Here is a 12,369-nt window from a genome sequence, read left to right on the forward strand (position 1 = left end):
GGGCGCTGGCCCGCCGCGCTCAGACGGCCGTCGCGAGCGACACCGCGAACCTGCCCGCCGAGTCCGTCCACCACTGATCGAGTCGCATCCCCGCCGCGCCCAGTTCGTCGCGCACCCGCTCCCGGCGGAACTTCGCCGACACCTCCGTACGGAGCTCCTCGCCCTCCTCGAACGACACCACGAGATCCAGCTCATGGATCTTCACCGTGAGCGCCGATCGGGCCCGCAGCCGCATCTCGATCCACTCCGCGTCCGCGTCCCAGCGGGCGACGTGGTCGAACGCGTCGGGGTCGAAATCCGCGTCGAGCTCGCGGTTGACGACCTCCAGGACGTTCTTGTTGAACGCCGCGGTCACCCCGGCCGCGTCGTCGTACGCCGCGACCAGCGTCTGTGGCTCCTTCACCAGGTCCGTTCCGAGCAGCAGCGCGTCACCGGGGGAGAGGATCGAGCGGACCGAACGCAGGAAGGTCGCCCGTTCCTCGGGGAGCAGATTGCCGATCGTGCCGCCCAGGAACGCCACCAGCCGTGGGCCCGGGGTCCCCGGCAGGGCGAGTCCCCCGGTGAAGTCGGCGATGAGCGCGTGCACGTTCAGCTCCGGCCGCTCGGCGAGCAGCGCCTCCGCGGCCCCGGTCAGCGCGCTCTCGCTCACGTCCACGGGGACGTAACTGTGCAGCAGCCCCAGCGCGTCGAGCAGGTGCCGGGTCTTCTCCGAGGAACCCGAGCCCAGTTCGATCAGGGTCCGGGCTCCCGAAGCGGCGGCGATGTCCGCCGCGTGCGCCACCAGGACCTCCCGCTCCGCACGGGTCGGGTAGTACTCGGGCAGTCGGGTGATCTCCTCGAACAGCTCGCTGCCCCGCGCGTCGTAGAACCATTTCGGCGGCAGCGTCTTGGGGCGTCGGGACAGCCCGGCGAGCACGTCGGCGCGGAGCGCCGCCTCCGTGGCGTCCACCGGCAGGGTGCGGGTCAGCAGAAAGGGACTCAACGGGGGGTCTCCTTGAGCGGGGTGGGAAGGACTTCGTCGACGGAAGCCACCAGCAGGGTGCGGTCCGGCACCTCGTGCCAGGCCGGATCGTCGTCGTACGGCTCCGAGGCCACCACCGTGCGGAGGCCGGGCCGGTGCAGATACCAGAGGCTGTCGCCCCAGGCGGTCGCCACCACGGTCGTCCCGTCCGTGAGCAGCAGGTTGAGACGCGAACCGGGGGCGGACCGCGCCACGTCCAGGACGGTGTCGGCGACCGCCTGCGGGAGGTCGTCGCCCTCGTCGGTGCGGCGGCGGATCATCGCCCACAGCAGCGCCGAGTCGCTGCGGGCGTCCAGGGACAGCAGGAGGGACGCGGGCAGTGCGGAGGCGAGAGGCGCCAGGGAGCCGGGCCACCCGAGGACGGCGCCGTTGTGGCTGAAGAGCAGCGGTCCCGCCTTGAACGGAGCGGCCGCCGCCTCCCCGTCCGCGCCCGACTCCGTGGCGTCCCGGACCGCCGCGAGGAACGCCCCGCTGCGGACCACCCGGGCGAGCTCCCCGAAGGTCTCGTCGCCCCAGACCGGGACGGCCCGTCGGTAGCGCCCGGGCGCCGGGTCCCCGGGGGCGTACCAGCCCACGCCGAACCCGTCCGCGTTGACCGTGCCGTTGCGCTGACGGCGGGGCGCCCAGGACTGCCGCACGAGCGAGAACTCCGGTGCCACCAGGACTTCGCCGAGCGCCACTGCGGGCCCCAGGTAAGCGAGATGGCGGCACATCAGGCATCCCTGGCGGTACGGAAGCCGGAGAAGATCTGGCGCCGCACCGGCAGGTCCCAGTTGCGGAACGTGCCCCGGCAGGCGACCTGGTCCACCGCGAACGAACCACCGCGCAGCACCTTGTGCTCGGGTCCGAAGAAGACCTCCGAGTACTCGCGGTACGGGAAGGCGGCGAAACCCGGATACGGCAGGAAGTCGCTGGCCGTCCACTCCCACACGTCACCGATCAACTGCCGTACTCCGTCGCGCGACTGCCCGGCCGGATAGGCGCCGGCGGGAGCGGGCCGCAGATGGCGCTGGCCGAGGTTGGCCCGCTCCGGCGTGGGATCGGCGTCGCCCCAGGGGTAGCGCAGCGAGCGCCCTGCCGCCGCGTCGTGGCGGGCCGCCTTCTCCCACTCGGCCTCGGTCGGCAGCCGGCGCCCGGCCCAACGGGCGTAGGCGTCCGCTTCGTACCAACTGACGTGCAGCACCGGCTCGTCGGCCGGTACGGGTTCGGTCCTCCCGAACCGGCGCCGCAGCCACTGCCCGCCCTCGCGGCGCCAGAACAGCGGCGCGGTGAGCTCGTGTTCGCGGACCATCGCCCAGCCGGAGGGATGCCACCAGCGTTCCTGCGTGTATCCGCCGTCCTCGATGAACCGCTGGTACGCACCGCAGGTGACCGGGGTCGTGTCCAGGAAGAACGCGGTCACCTCCCGCCGGTGCGCCGGTCGCTCGTTGTCCAGGGCCCACGGCTCGGTGGACGTACCCATGGTGAAAGGCCCGCCGGGCACCAGGACTTCGGACGGCAGGCGTACGGAGTCCTCCGGTCGGGGCGGCTCGGGGGCGCTGAGCGCGGCCGGGCCCGAGCGCAGCTGATGAGTGATCAGCATCGTCTCGTCGTGCTGCTGTTCGTGCTGGGCGATCATGCCGAAGGCGAATCCGGCCCGCTCCAGAGGACGTCCGCCGCCGTGCAACGGGGCGCTCTCCAGAATGTCCAGCACCCGGCCGCGTACGTCCGAGGCGTAACCACGAGCCTCGGCGGGGGCCAGCAGCGGCAGGGACGGGCGGGCGGACCGGGGGTGCTCGAACGCGTCGTAGAGGCCGTCGATCTCCGGCCGGATCGCGTCCCGGCCGCCCACCGCGCGCAGGAGCCACTGCTCCTCCTGATTGCCGATATGGGCGAGGTCCCAGACCAGCGGAGACATCAACGGGGAATGTTGGGCGGTGAGTTCGCCGTCGTCGACGCTGTCCGTCAGCACCGAGGTGCGGACCCTGGCGGCGAGCAGGGCGGTGAGAGCCCGGCTGCGGAGGTCCTCGGCGTCGGATTCCGGCGCGAGGTGGAAGTTGCTGTCCGAGAGGCTGGTCATGCGGGGAAGCCCTTTCCGGAGGAAGCCGTCCGGGTGCCGCCCGCCGACGACGCCTCGGCCCATGCGGCGGCGGTCGCGGGGGAGAGGAGGTCGGGCAGGTCGTCGGCGGGACATCGCCCGCGGGCGACGTACCGCTCGGTGAAGTCCGCCACGGTGTCCAGCACCGCGGTGGTCGCGCCGATCCGGGGGAGCGCGTCGAGCGCCGCCTCGAAACAGGCGGTGGCCGCGGCCCGCAGCTCGGGATCGGTCAGCCCGTCCCGGGCCGCCGCCCGCCACAGTGGATTGCGCGGAGCCGCGTTCGCGCCCGCCGTCTCGGCCAGCGGTTTCACGGTGCGGTACACCGTCTCCGCTGCTTCCGGATCGTCGAACAGGGCGGTGGCGACGGCGAGCGGCACCAGCCAGCCGTCCGCGCCGGACTGGGCGTCGATCATGCGCAGTTCCAGATGCCCGCGTGGCCGTGTGGGCGGGAAACAGGTGGTCATGTGGTACTCCAGGTCCTCGAGCCCGGGCGGCCGGGAGCCACCGCCCCGGATCCACTGGCGGAAGGTGAGCCCGTTCGGCACCTCCCAGGGGCCCGCAGCGGTGCGGATGCACATGACGCTGGTGTCCAGAACGTGCGCGGCCCATGCCTCGCGCGGCGGAAGATGCCCCGGAGGAGCCAGCGTCCGTTCCGGATCGAGCGCGGCCCACAGGCCCTGCCGGGTGGACCGCCAGCCGGTCCGCGCGCGCTGCTGGAAGGGTGAGTTGGCGAACGCCGCCACCAGTACCGCGCCCAGCAGGTGCGCGAGCTGCCAGCGGCGGCCGTAACCGAGCGGCCCCGGCTCCTCCTCGCCCGCGTCCAGGCAGACCTGCACCGACGCGGAGGTGCACATCATGGCCCGGCCGGCCGTGCCCGAGCGGTCCAGGGCCGCCTCCATCGCCTCGTAGCGCGGCTCCCGCAGCCACCTCCGGGGTGACCGCCACGGGTCGACGCCGAGGCCCGTGGGAGCCAGGCCCGACCGGCCCAGCGTGGCGCGTACGGCCGCCAGGTCGGCGGCGACCGCGTCGACGCACGTCATCAGCGATCCGGCGGGCCGCGAACTGAGTTCGAGCTGGCCTCCGGGCTCGAAGGTCAGCGCCGAGTCGAGCGTCAGTGCCCGCACCTCGGTGAAGGCCGCGTCCAGGCGTTCCGGTGGGACTTGCAGGTCAGGACGTACGGCGTCGTGGATGAGCCATTCGAGTTCCACCCCGACGGTGCGGGGTGGCCCGGTCTTGAAGCAGATGGCCTGCAGTAAATCCTCCGCCTCACTCTCGCCGAGAGGCGATCCGTGGGTGATGGTGCCGATTCCGATGGTGACGTTCGGGGGCATACGTGCCTCCTCTTCCGATGCCTCCCTTCCACCCAAACCCCTGCCGACCGATCGCACAAGGGCGCACCGGCCCGGCGAAAAGGCGTTGCGCGGAATGCACCCGACAGCGAACGTATGTTCTATCTACTACGTGAGGGAGCGCTTGTGAGCGCACGGATGCGCGCCCTGGCGCGCGAGACGGAGGCCATCGTCGGCGAAGGCCGCTACCGCACACCCGCAGGGCGAGAGGTCGCCATCGGGGACGCCGTCGCCGCCGCGCTCACGGGGACGGGACTGTACGGTCCGAGCGCGGTGGGGACCTCCGTGCCCGACTCGGACCGCACGACCGGCTTCGAGGTGACGGGCGAGAGCAGTCTGCGGGCCGCCCGCCGGATGAGCGAGGAGGGCCCGGGCCCGATCGCCGTGCTCAGCTACGCCTCCGCCCGGAATCCCGGCGGCGGATACCTGAACGGCGCACGGGCGCAGGAAGAGGACCTCTGCCGCGGTTCCGCGCTCCACGCGACCCTGCTGCGCGCCCCCGAGTACTACGCGCACCACCGCGCGAACCGCAGCGCCTTCTACACCGACCGGGTCATCCACTCGCCCGGCGTGCCCGTCTTCCGCGACGACCGGGGCGCGCTTCTCGACACCCCGTACCTCGTCGGCTTCCTCACCTCGCCGGCGCCCAACGCGGGCGTGATCCGCCGGCGGACGCCCGAGGAGGCGCACCGCGTCCCGGCGGCCCTGGCGAGCCGCGCCGAACGGGTGCTGGAGGTCGCCGCCGCGCGTGGGTACCGCAGGCTCGTCCTGGGCGCCTGGGGCTGCGGTGTCTTCCAGAACGAACCGGCGCAGGTCGCGGACGCCTTCGGCGGCCTGCTCACGGACGGCGGGCGCTTCGCCGGTCATTTCGAGCAGATCGTCTTCGGCATCCTCGACCGCGCGCCCGAATCGGCCACCCGCGCGGCCTTCGCCGCCCGTTTTTCCGGCTGACGCGGCACGGCGAGGTCTCCGGGCCCGTGTGCGGGCGGGCGACGCCCGCACACGGGCCGGCTCAGCTCCAGCCGTACCGTTCCCGGAGCCGTTCCGCCACGCGCTGGAACCGTTCGAAGTCCAGCGCGCAGGCCTCCCGCCGCATCCCGTCCTCGTGCACCCTCAGCACGCGGTCCAGGTCCACCCACGAGGGGCGGCCCGAGCTGTCCCACGGCCCGGCACCCAGCGACACCCACTCGCGGTCCAGGTCGTGCTGCTTGCTGGAGAGCTGGACCGCGAGCAGGGTGCCGGCCTGTTCCCGCGCCACGACGAGCACCGGCCGGTCCTTGCCCCGGCCGTCGTTCTCCTCGAACGGCACCCAGGTCCAGACGATCTCACCGGGGTCGGGGTCACCGTCCCGGTCGGGGGCGTACGAGGTGCGGACCGGGCCCACCTCACGCGGGTCGGCCTCGGCGGTCGCGGAGGGGCCGCTGTGGCCGGGAAAATCGGTCTCGGGCGTGCTGTTCTGATAAGTCATCAACACACCGTAGGACAGTCACTCGAATGATTCCGCACCGGTCGTGGCGGACGACCGGTGGCGCCTGCGAACCGGCGCGCGGAGCGCGTACGCCGGGCGTGTGCGGAGCACAGACGGCAGCCGGAGGGCTCGGCGAGAGCGCCCCCGCGCGCGGGCGGAGCGTCTGGGGGTGCCCCGGGACGCGACCCACTCCGGTACGTCTGCAAGACTGCCCGTCGCCATGAGCCAGTTACCCAAACAGCCCTCGGAATCTCCCGTACCCACGAGCGCCGACGTGGCGCGTCTGGCGGGCGTCTCCCGGGCCACCGTGTCGTACGTACTCAACAACAACCCCACCATGCGGATCAGCGAACCCACCCGCCGCCGGGTGCGCGAAGCCGCCCGGGACCTCGGCTACGTGCCCCATGCCGCCGCGAGGAGCCTGCGCGCCGGACACACCCGGATGGTGCTGCTGCCCACCGGGCACCTCCCCGAAGGCCCCCTCTACCGCCACTTCCTGCAGGAACTCCAGGCAGGCCTACGCGGACTCGACTACACCGTCGTCCAGTACGGCAGCGCCGGCCTCGGCCCGGACGAGGCCGCTCGGGCCTGGGCGGAACTCCGCCCCGTGGCCGTCGTCGCACCCGCCGGACTCGCGCTCACCGCCTACGGCATCGCCGTCCTCCACCGCTCCGGCGCCAAGGCCGTCATCACCCTCGGCCCGCACCCGGTGGAGGGCGCACACGGCCTGGTGCTGGACCAACGCGAGGTCGGCAGCCGTGCCGCGTCCCACCTGCTGGAGCGCGGCTACCGCCGGATCGGCGTGGTCATGCCCAGGGAGAAGGGGACGCTCCCCTTCGCCGCCCCGCGCCTCGAAGGGGTACGCCGGACGGCACGACCGGCCGGAGCGTGGATCGAGGAACTCGACCTGGCGTACGAAGAGGGGGACGCCGCCGGTCTGGCCGCCCGCTGGCGGACCCTCGGACTGGATTCGGTCTTCGCCTACAACGACGAGTACGCGATGCTGCTGATGCGGGCCTTCCAGGACGCCGGGATCTCGGTACCCGCCGAGGCCGCCGTGATCGGCGCCGACGACCTGATGCTCGGCAAGCTGCTCCGCCCCCGGCTGAGTACCGTACGAATGGCGCTCGCCACCGGGCAGCCGCTCGCGGAACTCATCGACAGGCTGGTCCAGCACCCCGGCGGTGAACCGGAGCACCACGAACTGCTCCGGGCCGTCGCGGTGCCCCGCGACTCGACCTGACGGACGGCGCGCGCCGGTCCACCGGCGACCGCCGGACAGCCCTTAGCGTCGGCCCATGAGCCATCCGCAGAGCTACGAGATCCTGCTGGTACCCGAGTACGCCGACGCGTCCGGCGCCGACAAGCCGGGACCGGTGAAGAAGGGGGAGAACGAGAGGGACGAACCGCCGAAGCCCGGCAGCGCCATCCGGTCCGGGATCGTGGAGGCCACCGGCGCCACCGGCGCGTCCGGATACCCCCGCTACGCCGGAGACGGCATCGAGGCGGACATCGACCCGGCCACACGTACGGTGGAAGCGCTGCTGATCGACGGCGCCGAGATCGACTACGGCCTCTCGGTACGCGTGGCGGACCGCTCCCCCGCACGGGGAGAGGACCCGGCCCGGGGCTGAGTTCTCTTGACGCTTCGGGCCGCCTGCAGGTCACCCCGTCCGCAGGTCACCCCGTCCGCAGGGCACCCCGGCCGCAGGTACGCACGGGGCCCCGCCGGAGCGCTCGACGCAGCTCCCGGGCGGGGCCTCGAAGGGGTGACGGGCGAGCCGCTACGCCTGCTGCCCCTGCTGCTTCTTCTGCTCCTCCACCGACTTGCGCACCTCGTCCATGTCGAGGTTCCGCGCCTGCCCGATGACGTCCTCCAGCGCGGCCTCCGGCAGCGCGCCCGGCTGCGCGAACACGGCCACGTTGTCACGCACGATCATGAGCGTGGGGATCGACCGGATGTCGAAGGCAGCCGCCAGTTCCTGCTGCGCCTCGGTGTCGACCTTGGCGAAGACCAGGTCGGGGTGTCGCTCGGACGCGGAGTCGTAGACCGGGGCGAACTGGCGGCAGGGACCGCACCAGGAAGCCCAGAAGTCGATCAGGACGAACTCGTTGTCGCTCACGACCTGGTCGAAGTTCTCCTTGGTGAGCTCTACGGTGCTCATTCTCTGCTACCTCTTCCTTTGCCGGTTCGGACCTGTCCGGCACAACCGTGACCATCCGTGCACTATTCCGCATGCCCCTGTGGCCTTACGGCACACGCCCGGCCAGACTGTGACCATGAACCAAGCTGCGGACATCGCCGAGTACGACGTCGTGATCATCGGAGCGGGACCGGTCGGCGAAAATGTGGCCGACCGGGTCAGGGCGGCGGGTCTCAGCGCGGCCGTCGTGGAGAGCGAACTCGTCGGCGGCGAGTGCTCCTACTGGGCCTGCATGCCCAGCAAAGCCTTGCTGCGCCCCGTCGTCGCCCGGGCCGAAGCCCGCAGAGTGCCAGGGCTCGAAGCCTCCGTGCAGGGCCCCCTGGACGCCGACGCCGTACTCGCCAACCGGGACGGGTTCACCTCCCACTGGAAGGACGACGGGCAGGTGGAGTGGCTGGAGAGCGTCGGCGCCGACGTCTTCCGCGGCAAGGGGCGACTGACCGGTGAAAAGCGGGTCTCCGTCACCGCGCCGGACGGAACGGTCCGCACCCTGACCGCGCGGCACGCCGTGGCCGTCTGCACCGGAAGCCGCGCCGTCGTCCCGGACCTGCCCGGCGTCGCCGAAGCCAACCCGTGGACCAGCCGCGAAGCGACCAGCGCGAAGAGCGTGCCCGGCCGGCTCGTCGTCGTCGGCGGCGGAGTCGTCGGCGTCGAGATGGCCACCGTGTGGCAGGGCCTGGGCGCCCAGGTCACCCTGCTCATCCGGGGCGGCGGACTGCTGCCGAAGATGGAGCCCTTCGCCGGTGAGCTGGTCGCCGAGGCCCTCACCGAGGCCGGCGCGCACATCCGGTACGGCGTCTCAGCGACCGCCCTCCACCGGACCGGCCCCGACGGACCGGTCACCGTCGAGCTGGACGACGGCGACCGGATCGAGGCCGACGAGATCCTCTTCGCCACCGGGCGCGCCCCCCGTACCGACGACCTCGGCCTGGAAACGGTGGGCCAGAAGCCCGGCAGCTGGCTGACCGTGGACGACAGCTGCCGGGTCGAAGGCAGTGACTGGCTCTACGCGGTCGGTGACGTCAACCACCGCGCCCTCCTCACCCACCAGGGCAAGTACCAGGCCCGGATCGCGGGCGCCGCGATCGCCGCCCGCGCCCAGGGTGCCGCGACGCTGGAAACCGGCCCCTGGGGCGCCCACGCCGCGACCGCCGACCACGCAGCTGTCCCTCAGGTCGTCTTCACGGACCCGGAGGCCGCCTCGGTCGGCCTCACCCTTGCCGAAGCCGAACACGCGGGCCTGCGCGTCCGGGCCGTCGACTACGACCTCGGCTCGGTCTCCGGCGCGAGCCTGTACGCCTCCGGCTACCGGGGCCGCGCCCGCATGATCGTGGACCTGGACCGGGAGATCCTCCTCGGCGTCACCTTCGTCGGCCCCGGCGTCGGCGAGCTCCTGCACTCGGCCACCGTCGCCGTGGCGGGAGAAGTGCCCATCCACCGCCTCTGGCACGCCGTCCCCTCATACCCGACCATCAGCGAGGTGTGGCTGAGGCTGCTGGAGACCTACCGGGGGTAGCATCCGCCGTTGAAGGGGATGGCGGAAACTTGTCCGGCCGGCGGTACGGGAACACATCGTGCCTCGACATGCGGGAGCGGTACGGGGGAGCGACGCCGTCGCCCGGCACCGGTCGGCCGGCGGACCGGGGTACTCGCCGTGAGCATCGTCGCAACCGCTGCCGAGCGGGTGGGGCGACGGTCCCCGACCTGATCGTGTCCACCGAAGTCGTCGCGGACGACGCGGCAGGGGCCCTGTTGAGCGAAGGGCGGCGGCGTCGGCGGTCGTCGCGGATTCCGGGCAGCCCGCAGCGGTCCTTCCGGGATCGGTCAGCCTCGGCGTCGCGGCCCGCTGTGCCTCTCCGGTGATCGTGGCTCGCGGAGACGGCGTCGCGCTCCGCGCCGGGCACGAACGGGTCCTCCTCGGCATCGGGGACCGGGACGTCGGCTCCACCGGCCGTGCGCTGCGCCTTCCGGAGGGCAGCCGCCCGAGGCTGTGCCCCCGACGTTCTCAGAACCTGGGGGCCCGCCACGTACACGTCGTCCGCTGGAAGGGCTTCGCCGCACTTCTCACCGAGACGTGCACGGCCGGCAGCCAAGGTGATCACGGAGGTGGCCACCACTTGCACCTCACGCGGCGTGAGGCCTCACAGTGGGGGCGTATGCAGAAGAGAGGGCGGGAGCGTGGGCTACTCCGTGGGACAGGTCGCCGGATTCGCCGGGGTCACGGTGCGAACTCTGCACCACTACGAAGAGATCCGGCTGCTCAGCCCGGGAGGCCGCAGCAGCGCGGGCCACCGGCGGTACAGCGAAGCCGATCTCGACCGGCTGCAACGGATCCTGTTCTACCGGGAGCTCGGCTTTCCCCTCAGAGAGGTCGCGGTCCTGTTGGACGATCCGGAATCGGATTCGCGGGAGCACCTGCGTCGGCAGCATGTCCTGCTGACCAGCCGGATCGCCCGGCTCCAACAAATGGTCACGGCCGTCGAACACGCCATGGAGGCGAACAAGATGGGCATCAACCTCACGCCCGAGGAGCGATTTGAGGTCTTCGGGGACCATGACCCCGAGCGGTACATGCCGGAGGTCGAGCGACGCTGGGCCCACACGAGCGCCTACAGGGAGTCCGCCCACATGACGGCCTCGCACACCAAGAAGGATTGGAAGCGGCTGCGCGACGAGACGGACGACCTCCGCCAACGGTTTGCCGCGCTGCTCGGCGAGGACGCGGCGGCTGGCTCCGAGCAGGCCATGGAACTGGCGGAGGAGCACCGGAATTGGATCGACCGCAACTGCTACACCTGCTCGCACGAGATGCACACGTGTCTGGGCGAGATGTACGTTGCGGACAAGCGCTTCACGTCCTATTACGATGCGCTCAGGCCTGGCCTGGCGCTGTTCGTACGGGACGCGATACTCGCGAATGCGGTCCGCGGCATCTGAGGCCCCGTTTGAAGCATGCTGGGCTCGCGGGGCTCTGTGCCGCACCTCGCGGCTTCGCCGTCGGTCGCCGACACTCCGCGTCGACTCCCTCCTCCGCCCTGCGGCGCACCGCACGGGCTTCGTTCCCCGATCCTTTGGTTCTGACGGTCCTCGCGACACCCGCGATCTGTGGGAGTCGCGAGGACCGTGGTCGTTGGACGCGATGATCTTGTGGGATCGCGCACCCGGGGCGTCCGTCCCGGGCAGGAGGTGCTTCAGTACGTCCCACCCCGTGGCCGGTGGCCGCCGCCGAGAGTGATCAGCACGGGTCGCCGCACGCATACGGTCGCCGCACGTACAACCGAGCGGATCAGGACTGCCGGATCATCAGCGCGGTACTCCCGCCACACCGGGGTACCCGCGTCCCGAAGCGCGCCGGGAACGGCTCGGTCAGGGCACCCGCCCTCGACAGTGGGAGAGGGAATGAGGCTTCAGGACTTCGCGCGGAATGGCGCGTCCCTGGGCACCGCCGAGATCGTGGGCGGCCGGTATCGCTTGGACGGGCTCCTCGGCTCGGGCGGCGCGGCGCACGTGCACCGCGGGTTCGACCTGCGGTTGCGCCGGCCGGTGGCGGTCAAGGTCTTTCGGCAGGACGCGGGCGTCGACTTCGAGGTGAGCCTGCACAACGAGGCCGTCATGCTGGCCCGACTGGACCACCCCGGCCTCGTCACCGCCTACGACACCGGACAGCACGACGGACGCCCTTTCCTGGTCATGCGGTTGGTCGAGGGCGACAACCTGCTCGAGCGCATCGCCGAAGGGCCGCTGCTCCCCGCCGCGACCGTCGCCCTCGGCGCGGGCGTCGCCCAGGCGCTGGACCACGCGCACGAGACGGGCATCGTCCACCGCGACGTCAAGCCGTCCAACATCGTCCTGGACGCTGCCCGCCGCCCGCACCTCATCGACTTCGGCATCTCGCGGATGCTGGACGACCCCTCCCGCACCACCGCCGGCACCCTCGTCGGCACCGCCGCCTACCTCGCCCCGGAGCAGGTCCTCGGCCGCCCCGTCGGCCGGGCCGCCGACGTGTACGCGCTCGGCCTTGTACTCCTCGAGTGCCTCACCGGCAGGCTGGAGTACGACGGTATCCCCGTGGAGGCCGCGATCGCGCGGCTGCACCGGGCACCCGTGCTGCCTCCCGGCCTGCCCGACCGACTGGCCTCGCTGATACGGGACATGACGAGCCTGGACGAGCAGGACCGGCCCACGGCCGGTGGGTGTGCCCGCGTCCTGACCGCGCTGGCCGACGAGGACCGCACGGCTCTCGTACCGAC

Annotated in this window: 12 protein-coding genes; 6 read left to right on the top strand and 6 right to left on the bottom strand. The window is 72.1% G+C overall.

Features of this window, described 5'->3' with window-relative positions:
- Positions 1 to 19: 19 nt before the first annotated feature.
- The 4 genes from egtD to egtA are packed head-to-tail and all read right to left on the bottom strand — an operon-like array spanning position 20 to position 4,429.
- Entirely contained in the window at positions 20 to 982 is a 963-nt protein-coding gene (gene egtD / locus ACWD3D_RS24230) for an L-histidine N(alpha)-methyltransferase (protein WP_451462914.1), read from the bottom strand.
- Positions 979 to 1,734 carry an ergothioneine biosynthesis protein EgtC gene (gene egtC, locus ACWD3D_RS24235; protein WP_451462915.1) on the bottom strand — a complete coding sequence of 252 codons (756 nt, stop codon included), beginning with the start codon at positions 1,732 to 1,734 and terminating at the stop codon, positions 979 to 981. Before egtC ends, egtD begins: the two co-directional genes overlap by 4 nt.
- Positions 1,734 to 3,080 carry an ergothioneine biosynthesis protein EgtB gene (egtB, locus tag ACWD3D_RS24240; protein WP_451462916.1) on the bottom strand — a complete coding sequence of 449 codons (1,347 nt, stop codon included), beginning with the start codon at positions 3,078 to 3,080 and terminating at the stop codon, positions 1,734 to 1,736. Before egtB ends, egtC begins: the two co-directional genes overlap by 1 nt.
- Positions 3,077 to 4,429 (bottom strand): ergothioneine biosynthesis glutamate--cysteine ligase EgtA, encoded by a 1,353-nt coding sequence (gene egtA, locus ACWD3D_RS24245; RefSeq protein WP_451462917.1) that lies wholly within the window; start codon positions 4,427 to 4,429, stop codon positions 3,077 to 3,079. The genes egtB and egtA overlap by 4 nt, the downstream gene beginning before the upstream one ends.
- A gap of 144 nt (positions 4,430 to 4,573) precedes the next feature.
- Here egtA and ACWD3D_RS24250 point away from each other — a divergent pair, with 144 nt between their 5' ends.
- The gene (locus tag ACWD3D_RS24250) at positions 4,574 to 5,398 is read left to right on the top strand and encodes a TIGR02452 family protein (protein ID WP_451462918.1); all 825 of its coding nucleotides are present in this window, start codon (positions 4,574 to 4,576) and stop codon (positions 5,396 to 5,398) included.
- Between the two features lie 61 nt (positions 5,399 to 5,459).
- Here ACWD3D_RS24250 and ACWD3D_RS24255 read toward each other — a convergent pair whose 3' ends face one another.
- Positions 5,460 to 5,915, bottom strand: coding sequence for a type II toxin-antitoxin system PemK/MazF family toxin (locus ACWD3D_RS24255; protein WP_451462919.1), 456 nt, complete (start codon positions 5,913 to 5,915; stop codon positions 5,460 to 5,462).
- Between the two features lie 220 nt (positions 5,916 to 6,135).
- On the opposite strand from ACWD3D_RS24255, the gene ACWD3D_RS24260 reads away from it, so the two are divergent.
- Both ACWD3D_RS24260 and ACWD3D_RS24265 read left to right on the top strand, forming a co-directional pair.
- Positions 6,136 to 7,158, top strand: a complete 1,023-nt coding sequence (locus ACWD3D_RS24260; RefSeq protein WP_451462920.1) for a LacI family DNA-binding transcriptional regulator — start codon at positions 6,136 to 6,138, stop codon at positions 7,156 to 7,158.
- A 55-nt stretch (positions 7,159 to 7,213) separates the two neighbouring features.
- Positions 7,214 to 7,549 carry a hypothetical protein gene (locus tag ACWD3D_RS24265; protein WP_451462921.1) on the top strand — a complete coding sequence of 112 codons (336 nt, stop codon included), beginning with the start codon at positions 7,214 to 7,216 and terminating at the stop codon, positions 7,547 to 7,549.
- A gap of 150 nt (positions 7,550 to 7,699) precedes the next feature.
- Here the strand turns inward: ACWD3D_RS24265 and trxA are convergent, their stop codons facing one another.
- Complete coding sequence (gene trxA / locus ACWD3D_RS24270; protein ID WP_451462922.1) at positions 7,700 to 8,080, bottom strand: thioredoxin; 381 nt, start codon at positions 8,078 to 8,080, stop codon at positions 7,700 to 7,702.
- Between the two features lie 115 nt (positions 8,081 to 8,195).
- On the opposite strand from trxA, the gene ACWD3D_RS24275 reads away from it, so the two are divergent.
- From ACWD3D_RS24275 to ACWD3D_RS24285, 3 genes are all read left to right on the top strand, one after another.
- Positions 8,196 to 9,635 (top strand): dihydrolipoyl dehydrogenase family protein, encoded by a 1,440-nt coding sequence (locus ACWD3D_RS24275; protein ID WP_451462923.1) that lies wholly within the window; start codon positions 8,196 to 8,198, stop codon positions 9,633 to 9,635.
- A 662-nt stretch (positions 9,636 to 10,297) separates the two neighbouring features.
- Entirely contained in the window at positions 10,298 to 11,056 is a 759-nt protein-coding gene (locus ACWD3D_RS24280) for a MerR family transcriptional regulator (RefSeq protein WP_451462924.1), read from the top strand.
- Between the two features lie 462 nt (positions 11,057 to 11,518).
- The coding region (locus tag ACWD3D_RS24285) for a serine/threonine-protein kinase (protein WP_451462925.1) at positions 11,519 to 12,369 on the top strand (851 nt) is incomplete at its 3' end.

The organism is Streptomyces sp. NPDC002690, assembly GCF_053592415.1.

What these genes read in the sequence shown, in the direction of transcription:
- egtC (WP_451462915.1), bottom strand. Translation starts at nt 1,734, where the DNA reads ATGTGCCGCCATCTCGCTTACCTGGGGCCCGCAGTGGCGCTCGGCGAA.
- ACWD3D_RS24260 (WP_451462920.1), top strand. Translation starts at nt 6,136, where the DNA reads ATGAGCCAGTTACCCAAACAGCCCTCGGAATCTCCCGTACCCACGAGC.
- ACWD3D_RS24265 (WP_451462921.1), top strand. Translation starts at nt 7,214, where the DNA reads ATGAGCCATCCGCAGAGCTACGAGATCCTGCTGGTACCCGAGTACGCC.
- trxA (WP_451462922.1), bottom strand. Translation starts at nt 8,080, where the DNA reads ATGAGCACCGTAGAGCTCACCAAGGAGAACTTCGACCAGGTCGTGAGC.
- ACWD3D_RS24275 (WP_451462923.1), top strand. Translation starts at nt 8,196, where the DNA reads ATGAACCAAGCTGCGGACATCGCCGAGTACGACGTCGTGATCATCGGA.
- ACWD3D_RS24255 (WP_451462919.1), bottom strand. Translation starts at nt 5,915, where the DNA reads ATGACTTATCAGAACAGCACGCCCGAGACCGATTTTCCCGGCCACAGC.
- egtA (WP_451462917.1), bottom strand. Translation starts at nt 4,429, where the DNA reads ATGCCCCCGAACGTCACCATCGGAATCGGCACCATCACCCACGGATCG.
- egtB (WP_451462916.1), bottom strand. Translation starts at nt 3,080, where the DNA reads ATGACCAGCCTCTCGGACAGCAACTTCCACCTCGCGCCGGAATCCGAC.